Source organism: Leucobacter sp. 1207-22, assembly GCF_052850455.1.
In genome coordinates this window covers 250,600-272,708 of the sequence record NZ_VXCR01000001.1, presented here as the reverse complement: position 1 = coordinate 272,708, position 22,109 = coordinate 250,600, and the positions used below count along the sequence as shown (strand labels likewise).

Sequence of the window (22,109 nt, the reverse complement as noted above, 5' to 3'; positions counted from 1 at the left end):
CACCAGAAGCCCAGGCCTGCTCGCTAGACTAGAGGTGTGGCAGCAGTAAATTTGGGAATGCCGAAGGTCCCCGAGGTGCTCGCACCCCGGCGAAAGTCGCGCGAGATTAAGGTCGGTTCGGTCAAGGTCGGCGGCAACGCACCGATCTCGGTGCAGTCGATGACTACGACGCCGACGACCGACATTAATGCAACGCTTCAGCAAATCGCTGAGCTCACCGCAGCGGGTTGTGACATCGTTCGTGTCGCGTGCCCGTCGCGCGATGACGCAGACGTGTTGCACATCATTGCGGCGAAGAGCCAGATTCCGGTGATCGCTGATATTCACTTCCAGCCGAACTACGTATACGCGGCAATTGATGCGGGCTGCGCAGCAGTTCGTGTGAATCCTGGCAACATCCGTAAGTTCGATGACCAGGTTGGTGAGATTGCACGCCGCGCACAGGCAGCGGGAACCTCGCTGCGAATTGGCGTGAACGCTGGCTCGCTCGACCGTCGCCTGCTCGAGAAGTACGGTAAGCCCACGGCTGAGGCACTTGTTGAGAGTGCTGTCTGGGAAGCGTCGCTGTTCGAGGAGCACGGCTTCCACGACTTCAAGATTTCGGTCAAGCACAATGACCCGATCGTGATGGTCAAGGCGTACCGCATGCTCGCAGAGCGTGGCGACTGGCCGCTCCACCTCGGCGTCACCGAGGCAGGCCCCGCGTTCCAGGGCACCATCAAGAGCGCAACGGCGTTTGGTGCACTGCTTGCTGAAGGCATTGGCGATACGATCCGCGTCTCGCTTTCTGCTCCTCCGGTTGAGGAGATCAAGGTTGGTCTGCAGATCTTGCAGTCGCTGAACCTGCGTGAGCGCAAGCTCGAGATCGTTTCCTGCCCGTCATGTGGTCGTGCTCAGGTAGACGTGTACACGCTCGCTGAAGAGGTCACGAAGGGCCTTGAAGGCATGACCGTCCCGTTGCGTGTTGCCGTCATGGGTTGCGTCGTGAATGGTCCGGGTGAAGCACGTGAGGCAGATCTCGGTGTGGCCTCGGGCAATGGCAAGGGCCAGATCTTCGTGAAGGGTGAGGTTATTAAGACCGTTCCCGAGTCCGAGATCGTCGCGACCCTGATCGAAGAAGCAAACCGCATCGCGGCAGAAATCGGACACAAGTCCGAGTCTGGCGCCCCGGACGTCTTCCTCGGCTAATGTCGTTGTGCTGAGCTGACTCAGTACGAGTACCTGGGCCCCTTCGCGCACACGCTGCGAGGGGGCCCAGGTCGTTTTCGCCAAGCTGCTATGGTGCGAGCATGAACAATCGACGATTTGCGGATCCACAGCTCCACGCCATGCTCGGAAAAGAAATCGATCGAATCTTGACCGGTGCTGGCATCTCTGCCGATCAAGACCTCGTCGCACGGATCATCGCATCCGGACTCGGACTTGGGCAGGACGAAGCGACGCGCCTGAACCTGAAAATCTCGGCCGCAGCGCTTGAAGAAATGCGTGAGGCGTTTCACCTGTTCTCGCCATATGCTGACAAGCCGAAAGCGACGATCTTTGGCTCTGCCCGCACGAGTCCGAGTGATCCGCTTTCTCAGCAAGCTGAGTCGGTCGCGCGCAAGCTGTCAGAGGCCGGCTGGATGCTGGTGACCGGAGCCGGACCGGGCATCATGGAGGCCGCAGCTACTGGCGCGGGTGCCGAGAACTCACTCGGAGTCTCCATCAGCCTGCCGTTTGAGGCGCCGGCCGAGACCGAACAAGAAGACCGTCGAGTGACGATGAAGTACTTCTTCACACGCAAGCTCATGCTCGTGAAGGAGTCGAGCGCGTTCGTCTGCCTGCCCGGTGGTTTCGGCACGATGGACGAAGTGTTTGAACTGCTCACATTGCAACAGACGGGCAAAGCTGAGCCAGCCCCGATTGTGCTCCTCGATAGCTTCGGCGGATCGTACTGGGAACGCTTCCGCACGTTTATCATCGGTGAGCTGGAGGGCGGCGGGTATACGTCGCCCGGCGATCTTGATCGCGTACTCATCACGCACTCGGTCGACGACGCTGTCGCGGAGATCCTGCGATTCTGGCGTAACTATGATTCCCAGCGCTGGGTGGGTGACGAACTTGTTTTGCGTCTGCGAGCTGTTCCCACAGCAGCAGAACTCGAATCAATCAATGCACGCTTTGGGGGCCTGTGTGCCTCTGGCGTGATCGAACGAACAGCACCACTGGCTCCGGAGCTTCGGGACGCGGATCAGCTCGACCTGCCACGCATCAAGCTCACGCTCAAACCGCGAAAGGTGGGGGAGTTGCACCGCCTGATTCGAATGCTGAACGACCTGCCTTCAGCAAACGCTGTCTAGGGTCTGGTGATGGTGGAGCGCGATCCCGTAAAAAGAATCGCGCTCCACATCGTTTCTCCCGTCTGACTACCGCACGTACTCGGCGAGATGCTGCGCGGTGAGTGTCGTACCGTCAGCAATAAGGTCGGCAGGCGTTCCCGTGAAGGCGATGGTGCCACCTTGCGTGCCCGCGCCCGGGCCAAGATCGATGATCCAGTCTGCGTGTGCCATGACAGCTTGATGGTGCTCGATGACGATGACGCTCTTGCCCGCATCAACCAAACGGTCGAGGAGCCCAAGCAGGTTTTCAACATCGGCAAGATGCAGGCCGGTCGTTGGCTCGTCGAGCACATAGAGGTCTGCGTCTTCGAGCATATGGATTGCAAGCTTGAGGCGCTGACGCTCACCGCCAGAAAGCGTGGAGAGCGGCTGGCCGAGCGAGAGGTAGCCGAGCCCAACATCGACGAGACGGTCGAGAATTTTCACAGCCTTGGGCACTTTGCTTTCGGGGGCAGCGAAGAAATCACGTGCATCGCTCATCGAAAGCGCGAATACCTCGGCAATGTTTTTGTCACCGAGCTGGTATTCGAGTACGTCGGCTTGGAACCGTTTGCCCTCGCAGACCTGACACACATTTTCGACGGTTGCCATCATGCCGAGGTCAGTTACGGTCGTGCCAGTGCCCTTGCACTCGGGGCATGCGCCCTCTGAGTTAGCGCTGAAGAGCGCTGGCTTCACCCCGTTTGCCTTGGCAAATGCCGTACGTACGGGATCGAGCAGGCCGGTGTATGTCGCTGGGTTGGAGCGTTTGGAACCCTTGATTGCGCTTTGGTCTACTGCGACGACGCCGTCACGGTTTGCGACGTAGCCATTGATGAGGGTGCTCTTGCCCGAACCGGCAACACCGGTCACGACGCAGAGCACACCGAGCGGGATATCGACGTCGACAGATCGCAGATTGTGGCGGTCTGCACCGCGAACTTCAAGCGCACCTGTTGCCGATCGCACGGTGGCTTTCACCTCTGCACGGTCATCGAAGTGGTGCCCGGTGAGCGTGCCAGAGCTGCGGAGCTCATCGACGGTGCCCTCGAAGCAAATCTCACCGCCGTGTGAACCTGCCCCCGGCCCAAGATCAACGACGTGGTCAGCAATCGCGATCATCTCAGGCTTGTGTTCGACGACGAGCACGGTGTTGCCCTTGTCGCGCAGTTTCACAAGGAGCCCGTTCATGCGCTGAATGTCGTGCGGGTGCAGACCGATTGATGGTTCATCAAACACGTAGGTTGCGTCGGTTATTGGCGACCCGAGGTGGCGGATCATCTTGGTGCGTTGCGATTCACCGCCAGACAGCGTGCCAGCAGCACGGTCAAGGCTGAGGTAGCCGAGGCCGATTTGCACGAACGCATCGAGCGTATCGAGGAGCTTTTCAAGGAGCGGAGCGAGGCCAGGCTCATTGATGTTTCGCACCCACGCTGCAAGGTCAGAGATCTGCATGGCACACGCGTCTGCGATGCTTTTACCGTCAATCTTTGAGGAGCGAGCGCCCTCGTTCAGGCGGGTTCCGTCACATTCTGGGCATGCGCGGAAGACGATGGCTCGGTCAACGAAGGCGCGCACGTGAGGCTGCATCGCCTCACGATCTTTCGACAGCATCGACTTCTTAATGCGGGGAATCATGCCCTCATAGGTGAGATTGGTGCCATCAACTTTGATCTTCGTCGGCTCCTTATAGAGCAGGTCATCAAGTTGCTCTGGTGTGAACTCGCGAATCGGGGTGTCCATGGGAAGCACCCCGCCAAAGACGCGGCCATACCACCCGTCCATACTGAAACCGGGCACTTTGAGGGCGCCATCATTGAGTGACTTGGAGTCGTCATAGACCTCTGTGAGGTCGAAATCACTCACGGTGCCGCGACCCTCGCAGTTGGCGCACATGCCGCCGAGCACCTCAAAGCTGCGGCGCTCCTTCACCTTCTTGCCGCCCTTTTCAAAGGTCACCGCCCCCGCGCCAGAAATTGAGGCCACGTTAAAGGAGAAGGCGTTGGGGGAGCCAAGATGCGGGGTGCCGAGACGAGAGAAGATGATGCGAAGCATCGCGTTGACGTCGGTGGCAGTACCAACGGTTGAACGAGGGTTTGCCCCCATGCGTTCCTGGTCAACAATGATCGCCGTGGTGAGCCCCTCCAACACATCAACGTCAGGCCGGTCTTGGCTTGGCATGAACCCCTGCACGAATGCGCTGTAGGTCTCATTCATGAGGCGCTGCGACTCTGCAGCGATGGTGGCAAACACGAGCGAGCTCTTGCCCGAGCCTGAAACACCAGTGAACGCGGTGAGCCGACGCTTGGGGAGCTCAACGCTCACGTTCTTCAAGTTGTTCTCGCGTGCGCCGTTCACGATGATGCGTGTGTGGCTATCAGCAGGGTGGAGCTGGGATTCGGTGCGATCGGTCATGGAATTAGGGTACTTCGGACGACTGACATCGCAGAGCGAATTTTTCATGTTCTCGCCAGACCATTCGACTACGCTCAAATCGTGACGAACTCCCTTGACCTGGCTGCGGCACAACGGTTCGCCCCGAGTATCAAACCGTGGCATCTCATTGCCGCGGCGCTCACAGTGCTCGCAGCCCCCGCGTTCTTCGTCTTCGAAGACATCTGGGCAGGCGTCATTCTGTTGTGTCTCGGGCTGGCAGCTGCGTGGTATGCCGACCGAGGTGGGTGCGTCGACGTCGCCACGGGAGCGAGCTGTTCGGTGCCGCTGCCGAGATCCGCGCCAGGCGAAGCCCGCCCACCGAGCCTGCTTCGTGACTTGTCACTTATCGCAATGGGACTCGGCATTATTCGACTCATCCCGCTCGCCGCGGAGCTCGACAACTGGTCGATGGTGAGGTTCACCCTCGCCCTCGGGGGCGCAGTGGCGGTGCCATACCTTGTGTCGCGATTCATCTACCGGGATCGCGCGACGGGATTCCCGTGGCGACCAGGCCTACCTTGGGGGTGGCTGCACTGGAGCTGGCTCGCTGCGGTTGTCGTGCTCGCCTGGCTGATTCTGCCGTGGTATTTCATCACCTCTGGCGTGTTCATGAACTGGCCGGTCGTCGACAATGACGATCTCGTGACGCGTTTGTTCGTCGGTGTGGGGGCGGTTGGGATCTGGGACGAGCTCTTCTTCATCTGCACGGTCTTCCACGTGCTGCTACGACACTTCCCGGTGTGGCTCGCGAATGTGCTTCAGACGGTCGTGTTCGTGTCATTCCTGTGGGAGCTCGGCTACCAGTCCTGGGGGCCGTTGCTCACCATTCCTTTTGCACTCGTCCAAGGAATGATCTTTGTGCGCACCAAGTCACTTGGTTACGTGGTGACGGTGCATCTGATCTTCGATGCGGTCGTGTTCGCCGTGCTCGTTCACGCGCACAACCCAGGGATGCTCAACATCTTCCCGTTCGTTGGCTAGATACCTCGTCAAATCCCCGGCTCGCCGGTCACTGAATGGCCCGCGTAGTGGGGGCGATGAGGTGGGGCGCGGATCGGCCCCAGACGGCGTTAGCCTGCCAGCAGGGTGGCGATCCGCCGCACAGCGAACTCGTAGCCCTGTACGCCGCAACCCACGATCACACACTGGGCGACGGGGGAGACATACGAGTGATGGCGGAATGCCTCGCGTGAGTGGACGTTCGAGATATGCACCTCTGCGACGGGGAGCTCTACGGCAGTGAGCGCGTCGAGAATAGCGACCGAAGTGTGTGTGAACGCGGCCGGATTGATGATGACCGCATCGCAGTCCGCGCGCGCGGCATGAATCGCGTCGATGATCTCGCCCTCATGGTTGGACTGCATCGCGCGCACCTCGATGCCGAATTCGGACGCGGTGCGAGTGACGAGATCTACAACGTCGGCAAGCGTTTCGTGGCCGTAAATGGCAGGCTCGCGAGTGCCGAGCATGTTGAGGTTCGGACCATTCACGAGCAGGATGCGGCGAGTCATGATCCCCATGTTACTGCGCTCGCTTTGCAGTGTCTCAGCCAGCCCGACTACCGTTGTTCTTTGTGACTGAAGATCAGAACCAGAACGTGGCCGCCGAGGGTGAACATTCGAGCCGCCACAACAACCCCGAAACGTTCCGCGATGCTCCGGTATCGTTCGTGCGTCGCAACGGCCGGACGACCGATTCGCAGGAGCGTGCATGGGAGGAACTGAGCCCCCGCTTCCTGCTCGATATTCCCCACGGTCCTGCCACCGCAAGCCTTGCTGAAGGAGTCACGGGCGACCCAGAAGAGCTGTATGGCCGGAAGGCACCGCTCGTCGTAGAGGTTGGCTCGGGGCAGGGTCACGCCATCCTGAATGCCGCAGAGCACAACCCTGATACGAACTTCCTTGCCGTTGAGGTGTACACGGGTGGCCTCGCGCGCACGATGATCCGCGCAGAGCGTCTGGATCTCGACAACCTGCGTCTTGCAGAAGTCAATGCGCCTGAGCTGCTTGAGCGTTACCTCCCCGAGTCGTCCGTCGACGAAGTATGGGTGTTCTTCCCAGATCCGTGGCCCAAGACAAAGCATCACAAGCGCCGCCTCATCAGCCCAGAGTTCGCTGCGATTGTGCACCGTGCCCTCAAGCCGGGCGGTATTCTGCGTACCGCGACCGACTGGCAGGAGTACGCGGATCACATGCGCGAGGTCCTCGACGCTGTCCCGCAGTTTGAGCGCGCATTTGAGGGGGAGTGGGCGGATCGCTTCGATGGACGCATCCTCACCGCCTTCGAACAGAAGGGTCTTGACAAGGGTCGAGATATTCGCGATCTCACTTATCGCGCGGTCTAATCGGCCTTGATGTTGTGGTGTGAAAAGCGCCTCAACGGATGACATCCCGCCCGGTTCCAGCATGGTGACCGGGCGGGATGTTGTGTGTTTTCCGGGTGTTCACCTGGGGGCTGAGTTCGCAATGGCGCCACCATGTAACTATGAATGTCATAAATATCTCGGACGTCCAAGTGAAATCTGGCTTATGTTTCCATGTATGTCCGAACCACAGTTGACGACTCCTGAGTCTGTCTCGCAGCGCCTCGATGCGCTGCCATTTACCCGTAAGCACCGCAAGATCCTTGTCGGCTCCGGCATTGGCTGGGCACTCGATGCGATGGATGTTGGTCTCATATCATTCATCGTTGCCGCACTCATCGCGCAGTGGGAAATCACCAAGGGTGAGGCTGGCCTCATCGCATCGATCGGCTTCGCTGGCATGGCCATTGGTGCAAGCTTTGGTGGGCTGCTCGCCGACAAGATTGGTCGCCGTCAGGTGTTCGCAATCACGCTGCTCATCTACGGTCTTGCGACCGGTGCGAGTGCGCTCGTCGGCGGCATTGGCATGCTGCTGGTGTTCCGCTTCTTCGTTGGTCTTGGCCTCGGTGCTGAGCTTCCGGTGGCATCGACCTATGTGAGCGAGTTTGCACCTGCACGAATTCGTGGACGCATCATTGTGATCCTCGAAGCCTTCTGGGCTGTCGGTTGGACCGCTTCGGCGATCATCGGATACTTCGTGGTTCCTGCCTCTGAGAGTGGCTGGCGTTGGGCGTTCGCAATCGGTGCGATCCCCGCGATTTATGCGCTCGTAGTACGTTGGGCGCTCCCCGAGTCGCCCCGCTGGCTTGCTGGTCGCGGCCGACTTGATGAAGCAGAAAAGATCGTTGCAGACTTCGAGAAGTCGGCCGGCACTGCTCGTATCGTCGCTGATGCACCCGAGGTTGAAGAGGACCCGGCAGAGCAGCTTGGCGCTCCTGGTAAGTCGCGAGTTGGTGCGCTCTGGTCACAAGAATTCCGCGGTCGCACGGCCGCGATCTGGACGGTCTGGTTCTGCGTGAACTTCGCCTACTATGGTGCATTTATCTGGATCCCGAGCATCCTCGTTGATGCGGGCTTCCCACTCGTGAAGTCGTTCGGCTTTACGCTCATCATTACCCTTGCGCAGCTGCCTGGCTATGCCGTCGCTGCCTGGCTTATCGAGAAGTGGGGCCGTCGCCTCACGCTGTCAGTGTTCCTCGTTGGGTCTGCCGCATCGGCGGTTGCCTTCGGCACCCTGCACACTGAGTTCGCGATCATTGCATCGGGTATGGCGCTCTCGTTCTTCAACCTTGGCGCCTGGGGCGCGCTCTACGCGGTGACCCCGGAACTGTACCCAACATCACTGCGCGGAACTGGTGCAGGCTGGGCCGCAGGCGTGGGGCGTATCGCTTCGATCGCAGCGCCGCTGCTCGTGCCAGTGCTGCTCGTGGCTGGGGGATCGGGCGTCACGTTCGGTGTCTTTGCGGTCTTCTTCTTTATCGCTGCTGCGGCGGCTTGGGGGCTTGTGGAGCGCGGTGGTCGCGCACTCGATGCTCGTTAGCGGATCCACCCCATAGAACAGCGAGGGGCAAGCACCAGATGGTGCTTGCCCCTCGCTGTCATTTCTGCAACGTCATCTAGGCGTTGCAGCTGCAGCGATCTGCCTCAGCAACGCCTGCGAGCGCTTCTTCGATGTGGCTTCCACAGCCTGCCCAGGTCGGCTTATTGCAGTTTTCGCAGGTAACTCGTGCGCACATGATGTGATTCCTTAAATATTGTGGCGGTTAGTTGGCGGTGTCGGCGTTTGCCGATTCCTGCTCCGCGATCTGGCGGCGAACATCATCCATGTCGAGATCACGAGCGCTCTGAATAAGCTGCTCGAGCTGCGGGCCGGGCAGCGCGCCTGGCTGCGCGAACACCAAGATTCCATCACGGAAAATCATCAGTGTCGGGATCGAAGTGATCTGGAACTGAGCTGCGAGCTGCTGCTCAGCCTCGGTGTCGACCTTGCCAAAGACAATGTCGGGATGAGTCTCGGCAGCCTTCTCGTAGGTGGGTGCAAAACTGCGGCACGGGCCGCACCATGCTGCCCAGAAGTCGATGAAGAGGATGCCCTCTGCGTCGACAGCTGCCTGGAAATTCTCGGTGGTGAGGGTTTTCGTAGCCATGGTGATGATCCTTGCAGAAAGAGATAGGAAAAGTCAGAGTGTGTGGGCGGGCCGCGTGACTACGCCCGCGGGCGTGGCTTAACGGCCAAACAGTCGCGCGAAGAATCCGGGACGATTCTCCTTGGCCGCGATGATTTCGGCCTCGGTGTGTTTGCCGTTGCACCATTGCCCAGCTGGGACGCCGCGCTTGACTGACGCGATGTGCTGGCCGCAACCAGCCCAGGTGGTCTTGTTGCACGTGCGGCAGGTGGTTGCTCTGCACATAGGTGGTGGATCCTTTCGAGTGACTCCCATGTCGTCAAGGGAGAAGACGATGACCCAATAATACCCCTGGGGGTATTTATTTTGTCAAATATGTGCGTATCAAATGGGTGAGATTGCGTGCGGGTGGCGTGGCGGCTTCTTGAAATGCGCTAAGCTCATTTTGCAAGTGTCCGCCTCCGTAGCTCAGGGGATAGAGCATCAGTTTCCGGTACTGAGGGTCGGGGGTTCGAATCCCTCCGGGGGCACTGCAAGCAAGAGAGAAACCCCCTCAACTTCGTTGATATTCAGCGAAAGTTGAGGGGGTTTTCTTGTTTTTGGAGCAAACGTATTCTGGCGCCGAGTAGTGCTGGGACACGATTGGGACACGATGGCAAAGTTCGCCAGGCTCCCAAGTCATCCTGTTAGTTCGAGTGGGGCCTTCACTTCGATGGCTCGTTGTCGCCCTACAAGATCCAGGACTTGGTCTAACTTGTCAGGCCACATGTGCCCGTAGATGTTGAGGGTCTCGGTAGCGTCCTTGTGTCCAAGCATGAGTTGCACAATCTTCACATCGGCTCCGGCAGCGATTGAATGTGATGCGGCAGTATGCCTTAGATCGTGGATCCTAAAGCCTTCCGGGTACTCGCGAAGTGCCATTAGCTTTCGCCAAGTGTGGAAGTACCAGCGCTTCCGGTCAATGACGACGCCCCGTTTGGACAGGAAGACCCAGTCCTTGCTATCGCGTCCTGCCGTAATGCTGCCGATAAGAGCCATGATGAAGTCGGGGACAGGAACTGCTCGAGCTTGCTTACCCTTGGGGCTGCCGATGACCTTCGTGTCGTTCTCGTCTTCTGTCCAAGTGCGCACGATGTTTGCGCGCAGCCTTTCCGGTTCCAGGTCGTGGATCTGTAAGGCGAGCGCTTCGCTGATCCGTGCTCCCGTGTATGCAAGGAATAGAACTAGGACAGCATCGGTTGGCCATTTTCGGAGATCATAGGCATCCCTGGCGAGCTGCTCAACCTGAGCGAAAGTTAGAACTGGAAGTTTTTCGGGCTTCATCTCAGGCTGGGGGAGTTCAACATTTGCAAGTGGGTTCGTCGTGATCCAGTGCTCCTTCAATGCGTAGCGAATAACGCTGCCGAATGTGGCCCGAACGATGTGGTCGATATATGTTGCTGAAGCTGGCTTAGGGGTGCGGATCGTGGCTTTGATGTGTTTGTTCTTGTCGAATGAGAACGGTGCTGTTCCTTTTTCGAGCTGTGTTACCCATTTGTCGATTTTGACGCGTGTGATGGCTCCGATCGGCAACTCCCCCACTTTGGGGATTACGTAGTTGTCGAGCTCGCGGCGATAGCGGCCACGTGTCGAACCTTTGATTCGGCGCTTGGATTCGTACCAGAGTTCGGCAACCTCCGAGAACGGGCGCTCTTTATCTGCAGGGTCAATGTAGCGACCCATGCGAATGTCGTCCTCCAACTCGGCGCGGTAGGCATCGGCCTCGCTTTTGGTTGCAAAAAGGCGCGCCTTGGTCTTCTGCTCCATTGCGTCTTCCCAGGTGACGCGCCAGCGCTTACCGCGACCGAATCGGCCAGAGCGAAACTGTTCGGGCAAGGTCTTGATTGCCTTTAGTTGAGCGGCGGATGGTGGCACTTTCATTGAGCTGCCATCTGGCAGTTCGACAACTGCATCTTTTACCCACAGGTCGGTCACCCATGCTTTAGCCATTATGCTGCCTTCTTGAGTTGGTCTTGGTAATACGCCATAAATTGCCCTCGTGTGATGCCGATTTCGAGGCAGATGTGGTCGTAGTCGCCGTGGATCTTGGTTAAGTCTGCCCATTGGTTTGGGTCGGTTAGTATGCGTGCTGAAATGAGATCTGCACGGCTCTCAAAGCGCGGGTAGTGTCCGCCTGGGTCGCTGTGAATGACATGTACCCATTCATGGGTGAGCGTTGGGCGCAGCATCATCGGGTGAAGTGTCTCATCGACGATGATGAGGTTTCTGCGGGGTATCCAGATTGCGTCGTTCTCGTGGAGCTGGTGCTGGATAATTTGGACGCCTCGATCCGCGAGACGTTCTAGCGGGTCAAATGCGGGGTCGTACATGTGGTCTCCAATCTGAAATTGGGTGCACTGAGTCACCCCCGGGCGCTTAGAGGGTGCGCACGGGGCCGCGGGTGGCTCGTCAGTTACGGGGTGTGTTCTTCGGGCTCTACGCCCTTTTTCTGGGCGGCATAAAGGCCGGCCCATTCTTCTTCTACGTTCTCGGGTATTTCTTCGGTGCTCGCATTCTGCCCGAAGCCACCGACAATGACGTTTGACGTGTCTGGTAGGGGTTCCGTTAGTACGCTGCTTGCACTGCCGTCGGACGCTCGCCTGAGGATTTCTTGGGCGAGTTCAATGTCGGTCGCATTTCTGAGACTGACCGACGTGGAGTGCCCTGAAGCGTCGTCCTCCGTGATGAATCCAGCTGCCACAAGAGCATCAATTACATCTGCGTTATAGGTGCGAGCAAGTTGGATTACAACTGGTGCTGTCATCTCGCCCTCGCCCAGCAGCTGGCGGCGAATTGTTGAGTGGTTAATGCCGCTTGCGCGGCCCATCTCGCGGAAGCTGGCTTCGCCCGAGGCGGCTGCCAGGAACTCCTGGATTGTCTTCGTCATGCTTCCATTCTGATGCATTTGTGCATCATGTGCAACTGTCAAGTTGTTGATATTGCTTGATCTGTCGAGAATCTTCGCAGCATTGATGATTTGAGCTTGCATCACCCCTAACCCTGATGCATGCTTTAATCACAACGATGTAATTATGAATCAGAAGGGTTGAAATGGCAGTCAAACTTCAAATGCGGCCTGGTCTAATTGACCGCCTCCGAGTCGCACGGGATATTCCGTCTGAGGAGATTATGGCTCGAATGGTTGGCGTCGATCGCGGAACGTTGCGTCAGGTAAAGAACGGTGATCAGCCGTCTGGAACATGCATCGCAGAGTTTGTCACGGTCTTCGGAATGGGGATCGGAGAAGCCTTCATTGTGGTTGACACCAATGGAAAGCAAGTATTGGCGGCAGCCTGATGGAAGTGAACCATGAGCTTGAAGACACGTGCGTAACGGAAGAAGCGCTGGATGGGTTCGAAGACCTTCCGCCGATCATGTCTGCACCAAGGTTGGCCGAATGTCTCGAGCTTGACCCAAAGACGCTTGAACGGTGGCGCAAGACATGGCTCACCGGGGAGTGCACGGGGCCGCGGTTCTTGAAAGCACCAGGGACGAAGCTGTACCGGTACTACCGACGCGACGTTCTCGCCTGGCTAGACGCAGGTCTTGTAGAAGAAGAAAAGCCCGTAGCTGGAACTACGGGCCAGAACATAAACGCCTAGGAGGGCAATCAATGTCTGAGGTACAGACTATCAACATCATCGAACACGCGGATGGTGAACTTCGAGTTTCATCGCTGATCATTGCAGGTCGCACCGATACGCAGCACGCTTCAGTGCTTCGAGTCATCCGCGACAACCTGGGCGACTTCGAGGCATTCGGCTTGGTCGGATTTGAAATCGCACCAAGAATGCCTGGCCAGCATGGCGGCGGCGACACCACTTATGCACTTCTGAACGAACAGCAGGCAACCTTGCTCGTCACGTTTATGCGCAACAGCGATGTCGTACGCGCGTTCAAGGTTGAACTGGTGAAGCAGTTCTACGCGATGCGTCAGGCGCTCGCCGCACCGGCAGTCCCGACATCTTTCGCGGAAGCGTTGGCGCTCGCCGCGAATCAGGCACGCGCTCTGGAGATCGCTCAGCCAAAGGCTGACGCATGGGATGACCTCGTGTCTGCATCAGGCAGCTACGCGGTTGCAGATGCTGCGAAGATGCTCTGCCAGGTCGGGATTAAGACTGGTCGAGATCGTTTGTTTGCCTACCTGCACAGTATCGGTTGGATTTACCGCAGACGCGACAACTGGCACGCGTTGCAGTCCGCTGTAGATGCTGGCCGACTAAATCATAAGCCGCAGTATCACGATCACCCAGACTCGGGGAAGCATGTAATCGATGCGCCTCAAGTGCGGGTCACGATCAAGGGTTTGAACGAGCTGAGAATACTGATGCTGCCAGCGATCGTTACCCCGCAGGCGGTCACGACATGAGCGGCATCACCGTATCCCGAGTCGATGTGGTGCAGGCGTGTGCTGGGTGTGAAGACCCGGAGAACAGCCAACACGCTCCCGACTGCGTGATCTAGACCGTCTCTTTCTTAGCCCTTGCGACACAGGGCTAGCTGCAGCATTGCCATTTTCAGGTGATCTGCCCGTTCGAGTCGGGCGCAATGCACTGCCTTACGGCTTCTGGGATACCCCGACGCGGCACGACTCGCAGACGGATTCACCACCAGAACTTTGAGAACTCAATAGCGATACCCAGCCACACATGCTGCTCGATGTGTCATGACGCGTTCACGCTGAATCGCCTGGCGGTGAGAGCGTCGCGGCGTGTGTGGTGAGCCTGAACCTGAGAAGGGGAGAAAGGCGTGGGGTGCACCGGTTTTGGTGCGTGATTCTGCCCCGTGGTGGGGTGACAAATTTTGGCCGTCTTTGTGCGGTCGGTGGTGCGTGGTGCTACGGCGTGACTGGGATACCCGGCGTCGTACAGGGTTCGAATCCCGGCCACCAACGACAGCAGTAACGAGAGAAAGAAGGTTGTCATGGAGTCGTTTTATCGGAGCCGCGCAAAGCAAGCTCGCAAGAGTGCGAAGACGAACACAATGCTCTCCTGGGTGTATGTGGCGATTGCAGCTGTGAACGTTGTCGCAATGGTGTCAGCGCTCATCGCAGGGAAGAACTCTTGGTGGATGAACCTGATCGCTGCCGGGTTGATGGTCTACTGCGTTATTGCTTCGCGCCGGACAAGCGCGGAATTCCGAAAGGCCGCCAAGTCTTGGGATGAAGCTGCTGAGTCTCAGTCGCAGATCGACGCGCTTCTCAAGCCGTAGCGCACGGCTGCTGGTGAGTCTGAGAGGGGTTGTCGGGGTTCGAATCCCCGCATCGGCACGAAAGTCCCACTTCTAGGCGTGGGCGAGCGGGGGAGGCCGCTGACAGGGACGGCCTGAGTATTCGGGCGCACCTAATACAAGCCACGGCAGGGATGGAACGACCCCGCCTGGCACCTCCCACACAAACGTTTCGACACCGGAAGGAGTCGCTGATGACTCACGAACAAGAGTTCGCACACGCTGCGCTCGCCGCCGTGTTGTGGCTCGGCGTCGCATGGAAGTCACGTCGATGGATTTACGAGAAGTGCTGCGCTGGGTTGGCGTGGCTCGGGTTTAAGGAGGAAGTACATGAGTATGACGCGCGATGAATGGGACGAGCAATGCTCACGGTGGCGCTGGCCTGAGGGTGAGAACCTCGTCGTCTACCCGCTCGGTGAAGGCCGTGTTCGTGTGCTTGATGAACGGACTGGCGTCACCTGGCAGGTACTGAAAGAAGAAGTGGACATCGACTCTGGTGTCCCTCAGCTGTTCAGGTCAGCAGCGCGCGACTACTTCAAGGCGCATGAGCCGAAGCCGTGGCATGGGGCGAAGCCAGGAGCGGTGTGGCTCGTTAAGCCTGAAGGGTACCGGGATCCGATGGCGCTGACTGTAATTGAGCGAGATGAGGGACTGTTCTTCCTCGATCCTGTTGATGAGATGTATCAGATCGTGACTGGAGCAATCGATAGCGCTCGTCGTATCTGGCCGGAGGCTGCTGATGCGTAGCGACGTTTGCAATAGCAACAAAGCGATCGTGCCGAAGCGGAGCAAGAAGCACATGTGTGGGAGACGCTTCACGCCATATTCAACCGAGGGCAGCAAAGACTGCCCCAACCGGAAGAAACGGCAGCCTCTTTCGAAAGTGATCGTAGAAATGCAAAACGAAGAGTCTGAGCCCGATCATGACTAGCTGCCGTTGTAAGTCAAGAGCTGGAATCCGAAAGCAGGGCTTCAACTCCCGTAAGGCCGCGTTCAACCATGCACTACGCACCGGACGTGGCCTTTCGCGTACCTACAGGTGCAAACAGTCAGGCAAGTGGCATATCACCAGAACGAGGAGGAATCGATGAAGCCGGTGTTGGACCCAGCGTCAGGAAGTCGAATGTTCTATTTCGATCGCGATGACAGTCGGGTGTTGTTTGGTGACATCCGCTCTGAAGAACACGTTCTGCGCGACGGGCGAGCGCTCTCAATAACCCCTGATGTAGTCATGGATTTTCGTCAACTTCCATTCGAGGACGAGACATTTAAAGTCGTGGTTTTCGACCCGCCGCATTTGTCGAACGTGGGAGGGAAAGCCTGGATCGGGAAGAAGTACGGGCGCCTGGGGCTGAACTGGGGAGACGATCTACGCGCAGGCTTCGCGGAGTGCTTCAGAGTACTCGAACCGTTCGGGATCTTGATCTTCAAGTGGAACGAAACACAGATTCCCGTGTCAAAGATCCTTGCCCTGACTGATGAAAGGCCGTTGATCGGGCACAAATCAGGGAAGCAGATGAATACGCACTGGATCACATTTATGAAAGCGGGAGAGGAGGACAAGAATGGCGAACCCGGAGAAGGACTTGCGCCTGTACTTCAAAGTGCCGAATGATTTTCACCGGCATCCAAAGGTGCGCAGACTCTCAGACGCGGCCTTTCGAACATTCATCGAGATGATCGGCGAATCACGCATCGAAGACAACGATGGCGTATTCACGGCAGAGGACGCCGAGTTCAACTGGGATCCAGAAGTGCTCAACGAGCTCGCAACCTCACACCCGTCCCGGCCACTGATCGTGCACGACGGCGAGCGCTATGTGAATCGTGAGTATGCGAAGCATCAGCAGACGCGTGGTGAGCGTGAGGAGGCTGCTGTGGTTGCTCGGCGGAATGGCGCGAAGGGTGGTCGGCCTCGTAAATCGAAATCGGAAACCCAGGGGGTTTTGGGTGGTAACCCAGATCCTAAGCTGGGTGAACCCAGCGGAACCCAGACGAAACCAGAGTCAGAGTCAGAGTCAGAGTTACATGACTTGTTACTTACTGAGTCAGTCTCTTTAGGTAGTAATGGGCGCGAAAATTTGACTCGACTGACTCAAGAAGAGATCACACGGGCAAAGAACACCGCTTCGGGTCTCAGCGTCGATCTTGAAAAAGTCATCCAGTCGGCTGCGCTGCTCGATCGTTCGTTGAACCATCAGGAGGCTCTGAAGCTGCCGGTGATCATTTTGGCGAAAGCGAAGAATGACCCGAAGCGACCTGCAGCGTATGTTGCGTCCGTGATGAAGAACTCAGAGTTCGAAGTCCAACAGTGGATCGATGAGGAGGTGCTCACCTGATGAACCTTCCAAAGATCGAAGCTGACGCGAGCTCGCACGCCGAGACGATCCTCACCCTGCTCGAATCCAGAGACGGCATCGCCCTCAACAACTTCACCGAAACACTCTCCCGAGACCAAACCAAATACGTTCTTTACGCGATCGGGCTCGGATACATCCGTGAGGTCAGGGCCAATGCGCTCGCCGCAGATCAGCTTGAGGCTGTTGAGCGGGTGTGTGAGGGGTTGAAAGCGGGGAATGTGGAGCTTTTGGATCGGGTGCGGTCGTTGATTGAGGATCGCACGAATCAGGCGGCGCGGGTGGCTGGTTTGCGTTCGGAGTTGTTGCGTTTTGGTGTGAGGGCTGCGTGAGGATCTATGAGCGCACGTTCGAGTGGGTGAAGCTTCCGCTGTCGTTGAATGGGCGCATGCATTTTCAGCAGGCGGGGAAGCTTGCTCGGGAGATCCGGGCGGCTGCCGCTGAGTGGGCGTCCACGCTGCCTCGCATGAGTCGCTGCATCGTGGAGATGGAGTGGTTGGTGAATACCAAGACCAGGCGCGATGACGAGAACCCTGTCGCATCGATGAAGCCGTTCTGTGACGGACTCGTCGACGGCGGACTCGTAGAAGACGATACGGCGCTGTTCATGGTGAAGCTGATGCCACGCATCACCTACCGACCAAAAAAGGAAGGTGCGGCGTGCGTGGTGTTCCGTGTCACTGAGATACCGCCCGCGTTCCGGCCTGACACCGTGCAGGCCATTTTTGATCGATTAACACAGGAAGAAGAAAACAAATGAGCAAAGCAAACTTTGTGATCGAAGGGTTCGCTGCAGAACCGAAGCAGCGAGTCTCACAGTCAGGAAAGCAAATGCTCGACATCTCGGTCGCGCATTCGCCACGAAAGTTCAACAAGCAGACGAACCAGTGGGAAGACGCGACCGATCGTGACGGGAACAAGGTCACGCTGTGGGCGCGCGCCACGTTCTTCGACGACATGGCAGCGTTCCTTGCAACCCAAGTCACGAAGGGAACACTGGTGCGGTTGGAAGGCGAACCACGCTTGAACGTTTACGAGGACGGCGGCGGACGCCCAGCCGCAAACATCGAGATCCAGTTCGCATCACTCGCGGTCGTGCCTTTGAAGCCTCGCCAGGACGCAGGCCACGGTGGATTTAACGCTGGATCAGGTGCCGGAATGAATGGTTGGGCGCAACCAGGCGCGAACGGCACTCAAAACGGATTCCAGGACAGCAGCGGATTCGACGATCAGCAGCCGTTTTAGGGGTGAAGTAGACGCTGGAAATTTAAGCGATTTTTCAGCCATCTTTATTAGCACTCTCAGGTTCAGAGTGCTAATCTGAACTTACTTGAGTCACCGAAGCTCAAGTTTCATATCGGAAGGAGATTGATTCATTATGTCCATGTCTTTTGATCCTTTTGCCGAGATGGAACGCATCGCCAACGGCATGCTCCAGCGCTCCTCAACCCGCGTAATGCCGGTTGACCTATACCGAGACAGCAACCGGTACGTGCTCAACGCCGATCTGCCCGGTATGGATCCAGGCTCCATCGATGTTGATGTAGACGGCCAGGTGCTCACAATCCGAGCGAACCGAACCACCGCGAATGTCGATGGCGTCAAATGGCTCTCCCAAGAGCGGCCATCCGGTGGTTACGTGCGCCAGTTCAGTATTGGCGAGGGGGTCGACTCCAGCGCGATCTCTGCCTCTTACGACAACGGCGTACTCAGCCTCATCATTCCAATGAGTGAGAAGGCGAAGCCCCGCAAGATCGAGGTCCAGTCAAATGCGAAAGCTGATGCCGGACGAAAGGAGCTTGTATCCTAAGTAACCATTTGAATCCATATCGAACGCTCTCCTAAGTAAGTAAAGGTGGGGTCCCTGCTCGGGGCCCCACCTTTGTTTTAGCCGGTCAATCAGAAGTGAACCGATCTTTACTGACTGTCAACCCCGCTCGATTAGGCGGGGTTTTCTTATACCCAGAGGGGCTGGCTGCTAGCTGGCGCCTCAAGCGGTAGGCGGCGCTTGTTTTGCTAGTCCAGTCGCTGAAATCTTTTCAGCGCCCCACTCCTTGACATGGCCCCGCACCTGGGAAATGTGGGTTTCAAGAGTTTCTTTAGAGTACCTGCTGGCGTTAATGTCTTTGTAAACCCGCTCGAATGATCTTTTGAACCAGTCGCGCGGGTCATCTCCGGGCCGCAACGCTGCATGTAGATCCAGCTGAACCAACGCGCTATCAAAGCTTGAGCGAACCTCACGCCAGGCCCTGCCGGTGTGGGTCGCGTCATTGTGTAGCTGTAGATAGTTATCGAGTTCAGTTAGCGCTCGGAACATTGCGAGTGAAGCAGCCCCCCGATCTTCTTTGGCTGCGCGCACTTCTGCCGCTTTAGTTTGTCCAAGGGCAATCTCTGTTGCACTCTTCCCGTTGCGGTATGCCAGCACGCCGAGCCATACCGTCACAAGGATCGAACCTAATGTCAGTGCAAGTCCAACGTATTCGGTCCAGTTCGGATCGAATTTGACGGGGATTTCTTCTACCAGCTCAAGCATGTCTCGCACTATATCCAAGATTGGAGGTTGCTTTGGCGACCCTAGAAAGTTTCAGTCAGTCTCCAAGTCGCAGTGAGCCTGGGCTACATGGCCTGTCTCGTGAGTTTGAACGTCAGGCCGAGCCGATCGGTTTGGCTGACGAGCTCGCGGCGATGATCCCGCCCGTGTGTGAAGCATGCGGGCAAACAATCGAAAGGAAGAATCCATGACCGATAAACTGCCGAGCGAGTTTGAAGGGATCTTGATTGACAACAGCGGTTCACGTCCGTTGATGTCGAAGCCGCCCGAGTTCAAGGCGGCACGCATCTTTGTCGACCGGATCATGCACGAGTTCGAGATCTCTGACCGCGAGCAGGCCGAGCGGATGGCCGACTGGATCGTGAACTTTACCGAACGGTTCGGCGCCCGCGCCGCGCAGCCAATGTTCGACCTCGAAGGCAACGGGCCACAGTGCTCATGGTGCGGGGCGATCTGGCCAATGTGTGGACACCACCACATGAGCGAAGAACTCAAAGACGACGATGAGGAGGAAACCCCATGACGTTTAACCCAACCCAAGCGGATCTCGCTGTGCAACCGACGGAACCCGGACTGTATCTAGACAGGCTGGGAAATGTGTGGCGCCTTCACACGGATGGTGTGTTTGCGATGTCTGGTCGGATCAGAGAGGGAGCTGCCAGCTACGCACCTTTCCAACGGCTGGGTGTTGTGGCTGCTGCTGGTGCCGCACCACAGAAGCCAACGGAAACAAAAACATCCCAAGATTTTGTTTTCACCTCGGTGCAGGTGGATGAAGCGAAGCTCGCAGACATCGCCTACTTTGCTCTCCGCGACGTAGGAGAAGGACGAACTGCATCCGAAAAGCTGTCGCGCAAGATCGCACGAGCACAGGCAAGAGAACTGCGAGGTGGTGCGCAGTGAGTGAGTACAGCAGAAAGTGCCTTAAATGTGGCAGGTTCATGAAACTCGTCGGCGGCTACACGAACGATCATCTTGATAGCTGGGAACCGTCATGGGCTTGCGGAAACAAGCATGGGGGTGAGTCGTGATCAAGTACACACCAACAACTGAGCAGATGCGTGAGTGGTTCTCAGAACCACAGACCGAGGCTGAGGCTATGTCCATTGATGCACACTACGAGAATGCAGAGGCGTTCGATCGTTGGCTTGCTGAGGTTGAGCGTGCAGCCGCAGAGAAAGCGCTCACCGAGATTCGCGGCATTATTGCCGGGCAAGGCTGGCAGCCACTCTGGTTCTTCGACAAGGCGGTCGAGTCGTATCGACGTAACGAAGGAGAGAAAGCATAAGCAGTAAAGAAAAGTGCCGCCTCCTCTGAGAGGGGCGGCACCTGAGACTACTTGTTGATTCTCAGCGCTGTGGCTGCAGTTTCATTCTTACTGCGCTTCGCCTGCTTCTTTTCTTTAGCAGTCATTGCTGCAGGCTTTTTGACAGCCTTCTGGCCTTTGTCTTTGGACATATCGTTGTCCTCTTTTCCGGGCGTGTGCGCCCTGTACGTGACACTAGCCCATCGTCGTGTGAACGCCGCACAAAAGTTACAGCCAACAAAAACAATCGATACTGAACCGAAGGAGAAAGCATGACTGAGGTTGATGTTGCCAAGCTGCGACCGCTGCTCGCAAACAGCTGCGACGAGCAGGCTCACGCCACCATGAACCGAAACCTCAACCGAGTGGTTGAGATCAACGTAGGGCTGGTCAACGACTTAGTGGCTGTGCGAGACGAGCGCGACGAAGTTATCGCGCGGGCTGAGTGTGCTGAGGCAGCGATAGAACGAGCCAAGTCGAAACATCGCAAGATGACTGACGATGACGAGCCGTACTGCCTGACCTGCTACCAATCACCGTACGGGCATGCGCCTTGGCCGTGCCCCACGGTCGCTGCTCTCGATACAGGGAGGGAGAAGAGCGATGAGTGAGCCACAGCAAATTCAGCAAATCGCGATCCACGAGTTCAACAGCCAGGCGCCAGCACTACACCCGTGCCAGTACGGCAATCACCGGCGGGCTTGGCTCAACGCTGGCGGTCAGGCGTGTGGGATTTGTGGGGTGCCGCGATGACCGTTGATATTCGAGCCGCAGCGGAAGCGGAAGCAGCACAGCGTTACCCACCCATAGGTGTAGACCTGCCAGCGATTAATAAGAGCCGCCGATTGCGTCAGAAAGCGTTTGCCGCTGGTGCCGTGTGGGCGCAAGCACAGCTCACACCCACACGAGAACAGATCGCAATGGCACTGTGCTCCATCAGATTCCCTGAGGAGGCTTGTCGTGGCGAACTCGACTGCGAGGAATCCATCGGCAGTCACGCTTTAGAGATCGCTGAGGCGCTACTCGCGCTCTCCGAAGCAACGAATTTGACTACCGAATCCCAACCGCTTCAGGACGCTGCCCGCTAGGCATATTGCTCCAAATTTCGCCGCAAGTTGTGCAATACGAATCAGTGAAATCCTTCATGATCCGACTACGGTCGCGCCTGAACTCAGGATGTTCGCAATATGGCGAACCGCTTTTGACCCATTCTGCTTTTGTCTCGTCGCTGATGAAAAAGTGACTCATGCCACTCAACCTATCCAGGTTCGGGCGGCTTTTCTAGGTTCAAGAATGAGGAGACTGTAAGTGACTGTTGAACTTTAAGCCTCAGCGGAAGAGTATCC

31 protein-coding genes and 1 tRNA gene are annotated in these 22,109 nt (G+C 57.5%); 24 read left to right on the top strand and 8 right to left on the bottom strand.

Features of this window, described 5'->3' with window-relative positions; translation table 11 throughout:
- Window positions 1-57: 57 nt before the first annotated feature.
- Together ispG and FW756_RS01250 are read left to right on the top strand one after the other, a co-directional pair.
- Window positions 58-1,188 (top strand): flavodoxin-dependent (E)-4-hydroxy-3-methylbut-2-enyl-diphosphate synthase, encoded by a 1,131-nt coding sequence (gene ispG, locus FW756_RS01255; protein WP_446428728.1) that lies wholly within the window; start codon window positions 58-60, stop codon window positions 1,186-1,188.
- A gap of 101 nt (window positions 1,189-1,289) precedes the next feature.
- Window positions 1,290-2,339: an LOG family protein gene (locus tag FW756_RS01250; RefSeq protein WP_446428364.1), complete on the top strand. Its 1,050-nt coding sequence runs from the start codon at window positions 1,290-1,292 to the stop codon at window positions 2,337-2,339.
- 66 nt (window positions 2,340-2,405) lie between these two features.
- Here FW756_RS01250 and FW756_RS01245 read toward each other — a convergent pair whose 3' ends face one another.
- Window positions 2,406-4,772 (bottom strand): ATP-binding cassette domain-containing protein, encoded by a 2,367-nt coding sequence (locus tag FW756_RS01245; RefSeq protein WP_446428363.1) that lies wholly within the window; start codon window positions 4,770-4,772, stop codon window positions 2,406-2,408.
- 99 nt (window positions 4,773-4,871) lie between these two features.
- On the opposite strand from FW756_RS01245, the gene FW756_RS01240 reads away from it, so the two are divergent.
- Window positions 4,872-5,774 (top strand): CPBP family glutamic-type intramembrane protease, encoded by a 903-nt coding sequence (locus tag FW756_RS01240; protein WP_446428727.1) that lies wholly within the window; start codon window positions 4,872-4,874, stop codon window positions 5,772-5,774.
- A gap of 89 nt (window positions 5,775-5,863) precedes the next feature.
- On the opposite strand, the gene aroQ is transcribed toward FW756_RS01240, so the two are convergent.
- Complete coding sequence (gene aroQ / locus FW756_RS01235) at window positions 5,864-6,304, bottom strand: type II 3-dehydroquinate dehydratase (protein WP_446428362.1); 441 nt, start codon at window positions 6,302-6,304, stop codon at window positions 5,864-5,866.
- Window positions 6,305-6,390: 86 nt separating this feature from the next.
- On the opposite strand from aroQ, the gene trmB reads away from it, so the two are divergent.
- Together trmB and FW756_RS01225 are read left to right on the top strand one after the other, a co-directional pair.
- Window positions 6,391-7,137 carry a tRNA (guanosine(46)-N7)-methyltransferase TrmB gene (trmB, locus tag FW756_RS01230; RefSeq protein ID WP_446428726.1) on the top strand — a complete coding sequence of 249 codons (747 nt, stop codon included), beginning with the start codon at window positions 6,391-6,393 and terminating at the stop codon, window positions 7,135-7,137.
- 196 nt (window positions 7,138-7,333) lie between these two features.
- Window positions 7,334-8,695, top strand: coding sequence for an MFS transporter (locus FW756_RS01225; protein ID WP_446428361.1), 1,362 nt, complete (start codon window positions 7,334-7,336; stop codon window positions 8,693-8,695).
- 223 nt (window positions 8,696-8,918) lie between these two features.
- On the opposite strand, the gene trxA is transcribed toward FW756_RS01225, so the two are convergent.
- Both trxA and FW756_RS01215 read right to left on the bottom strand, forming a co-directional pair.
- Window positions 8,919-9,302: a thioredoxin gene (gene trxA / locus FW756_RS01220; RefSeq protein WP_446428360.1), complete on the bottom strand. Its 384-nt coding sequence runs from the start codon at window positions 9,300-9,302 to the stop codon at window positions 8,919-8,921.
- 78 nt (window positions 9,303-9,380) lie between these two features.
- A complete protein-coding gene (locus tag FW756_RS01215; RefSeq protein ID WP_446428359.1) occupies window positions 9,381-9,566 on the bottom strand; it encodes a hypothetical protein in 186 nt (61 codons plus the stop codon).
- 172 nt (window positions 9,567-9,738) lie between these two features.
- Between FW756_RS01215 and FW756_RS01210 the strand changes: the two genes are divergently transcribed.
- Window positions 9,739-9,811: transfer RNA gene (locus FW756_RS01210), tRNA-Arg, on the top strand.
- A gap of 148 nt (window positions 9,812-9,959) precedes the next feature.
- On the opposite strand, the gene FW756_RS01205 is transcribed toward FW756_RS01210, so the two are convergent.
- From FW756_RS01205 to FW756_RS01195, 3 genes are all read right to left on the bottom strand, one after another.
- Window positions 9,960-11,270, bottom strand: a complete 1,311-nt coding sequence (locus FW756_RS01205) for a tyrosine-type recombinase/integrase (RefSeq protein WP_446428358.1) — start codon at window positions 11,268-11,270, stop codon at window positions 9,960-9,962.
- Entirely contained in the window at window positions 11,270-11,650 is a 381-nt protein-coding gene (locus tag FW756_RS01200) for a hypothetical protein (RefSeq protein WP_446428357.1), read from the bottom strand. Before FW756_RS01200 ends, FW756_RS01205 begins: the two co-directional genes overlap by 1 nt.
- Window positions 11,651-11,733: 83 nt before the next feature.
- A complete protein-coding gene (locus tag FW756_RS01195) occupies window positions 11,734-12,207 on the bottom strand; it encodes a hypothetical protein (RefSeq protein ID WP_446428356.1) in 474 nt (157 codons plus the stop codon).
- A 164-nt stretch (window positions 12,208-12,371) separates the two neighbouring features.
- Between FW756_RS01195 and FW756_RS01190 the strand changes: the two genes are divergently transcribed.
- From FW756_RS01190 to FW756_RS01135, 12 genes are all read left to right on the top strand, one after another.
- Window positions 12,372-12,617: a helix-turn-helix domain-containing protein gene (locus FW756_RS01190; RefSeq protein WP_446428355.1), complete on the top strand. Its 246-nt coding sequence runs from the start codon at window positions 12,372-12,374 to the stop codon at window positions 12,615-12,617.
- On the top strand, window positions 12,617-12,922 hold the full coding sequence (locus tag FW756_RS01185) for a hypothetical protein (protein WP_446428354.1): 306 nt from the start codon (window positions 12,617-12,619) through the stop codon (window positions 12,920-12,922). Before FW756_RS01190 ends, FW756_RS01185 begins: the two co-directional genes overlap by 1 nt.
- Window positions 12,923-12,933: 11 nt before the next feature.
- Window positions 12,934-13,689 (top strand): Rha family transcriptional regulator, encoded by a 756-nt coding sequence (locus FW756_RS01180; RefSeq protein ID WP_446428353.1) that lies wholly within the window; start codon window positions 12,934-12,936, stop codon window positions 13,687-13,689.
- A gap of 554 nt (window positions 13,690-14,243) precedes the next feature.
- Window positions 14,244-14,531 (top strand): hypothetical protein, encoded by a 288-nt coding sequence (locus FW756_RS01175; protein ID WP_446428352.1) that lies wholly within the window; start codon window positions 14,244-14,246, stop codon window positions 14,529-14,531.
- A gap of 212 nt (window positions 14,532-14,743) precedes the next feature.
- The gene (locus tag FW756_RS01170) at window positions 14,744-14,899 is read left to right on the top strand and encodes a hypothetical protein (protein WP_446428351.1); all 156 of its coding nucleotides are present in this window, start codon (window positions 14,744-14,746) and stop codon (window positions 14,897-14,899) included.
- Window positions 14,880-15,296, top strand: coding sequence for a hypothetical protein (locus tag FW756_RS01165; RefSeq protein ID WP_446428350.1), 417 nt, complete (start codon window positions 14,880-14,882; stop codon window positions 15,294-15,296). The genes FW756_RS01170 and FW756_RS01165 overlap by 20 nt, the downstream gene beginning before the upstream one ends.
- 310 nt (window positions 15,297-15,606) lie before the next feature.
- Window positions 15,607-16,164 (top strand): SAM-dependent methyltransferase, encoded by a 558-nt coding sequence (locus tag FW756_RS01160; RefSeq protein WP_446428349.1) that lies wholly within the window; start codon window positions 15,607-15,609, stop codon window positions 16,162-16,164.
- Window positions 16,115-16,888: a hypothetical protein gene (locus FW756_RS01155; protein WP_446428348.1), complete on the top strand. Its 774-nt coding sequence runs from the start codon at window positions 16,115-16,117 to the stop codon at window positions 16,886-16,888. The genes FW756_RS01160 and FW756_RS01155 overlap by 50 nt, the downstream gene beginning before the upstream one ends.
- Window positions 16,888-17,238, top strand: a complete 351-nt coding sequence (locus FW756_RS01150; RefSeq protein WP_446428347.1) for a hypothetical protein — start codon at window positions 16,888-16,890, stop codon at window positions 17,236-17,238. Before FW756_RS01155 ends, FW756_RS01150 begins: the two co-directional genes overlap by 1 nt.
- A 56-nt stretch (window positions 17,239-17,294) precedes the next feature.
- Window positions 17,295-17,666, top strand: a complete 372-nt coding sequence (locus tag FW756_RS01145; protein ID WP_446428346.1) for a hypothetical protein — start codon at window positions 17,295-17,297, stop codon at window positions 17,664-17,666.
- Window positions 17,663-18,151 carry a single-stranded DNA-binding protein gene (locus FW756_RS01140; protein ID WP_446428345.1) on the top strand — a complete coding sequence of 163 codons (489 nt, stop codon included), beginning with the start codon at window positions 17,663-17,665 and terminating at the stop codon, window positions 18,149-18,151. The genes FW756_RS01145 and FW756_RS01140 overlap by 4 nt, the downstream gene beginning before the upstream one ends.
- A gap of 133 nt (window positions 18,152-18,284) precedes the next feature.
- Window positions 18,285-18,716 (top strand): Hsp20/alpha crystallin family protein, encoded by a 432-nt coding sequence (locus tag FW756_RS01135; protein ID WP_188022728.1) that lies wholly within the window; start codon window positions 18,285-18,287, stop codon window positions 18,714-18,716.
- Window positions 18,717-18,896: 180 nt separating this feature from the next.
- Here the strand turns inward: FW756_RS01135 and FW756_RS01130 are convergent, their stop codons facing one another.
- Entirely contained in the window at window positions 18,897-19,439 is a 543-nt protein-coding gene (locus tag FW756_RS01130) for a hypothetical protein (RefSeq protein WP_446428344.1), read from the bottom strand.
- A gap of 205 nt (window positions 19,440-19,644) precedes the next feature.
- Here FW756_RS01130 and FW756_RS01125 point away from each other — a divergent pair, with 205 nt between their 5' ends.
- From FW756_RS01125 to FW756_RS01100, 6 genes are all read left to right on the top strand, one after another.
- Complete coding sequence (locus FW756_RS01125; RefSeq protein ID WP_446428343.1) at window positions 19,645-19,980, top strand: hypothetical protein; 336 nt, start codon at window positions 19,645-19,647, stop codon at window positions 19,978-19,980.
- Window positions 19,977-20,360, top strand: coding sequence for a hypothetical protein (locus FW756_RS01120; protein WP_446428342.1), 384 nt, complete (start codon window positions 19,977-19,979; stop codon window positions 20,358-20,360). Before FW756_RS01125 ends, FW756_RS01120 begins: the two co-directional genes overlap by 4 nt.
- A 124-nt stretch (window positions 20,361-20,484) precedes the next feature.
- Complete coding sequence (locus tag FW756_RS01115) at window positions 20,485-20,745, top strand: hypothetical protein (protein ID WP_446428341.1); 261 nt, start codon at window positions 20,485-20,487, stop codon at window positions 20,743-20,745.
- 69 nt (window positions 20,746-20,814) lie between these two features.
- Complete coding sequence (locus tag FW756_RS01110) at window positions 20,815-21,039, top strand: hypothetical protein (RefSeq protein WP_446428340.1); 225 nt, start codon at window positions 20,815-20,817, stop codon at window positions 21,037-21,039.
- Entirely contained in the window at window positions 21,036-21,374 is a 339-nt protein-coding gene (locus tag FW756_RS01105) for a hypothetical protein (protein ID WP_446428339.1), read from the top strand. Before FW756_RS01110 ends, FW756_RS01105 begins: the two co-directional genes overlap by 4 nt.
- 138 nt (window positions 21,375-21,512) lie before the next feature.
- Window positions 21,513-21,851, top strand: coding sequence for a hypothetical protein (locus FW756_RS01100; protein ID WP_446428338.1), 339 nt, complete (start codon window positions 21,513-21,515; stop codon window positions 21,849-21,851).
- Window positions 21,852-22,109 lie beyond the last annotated feature (258 nt).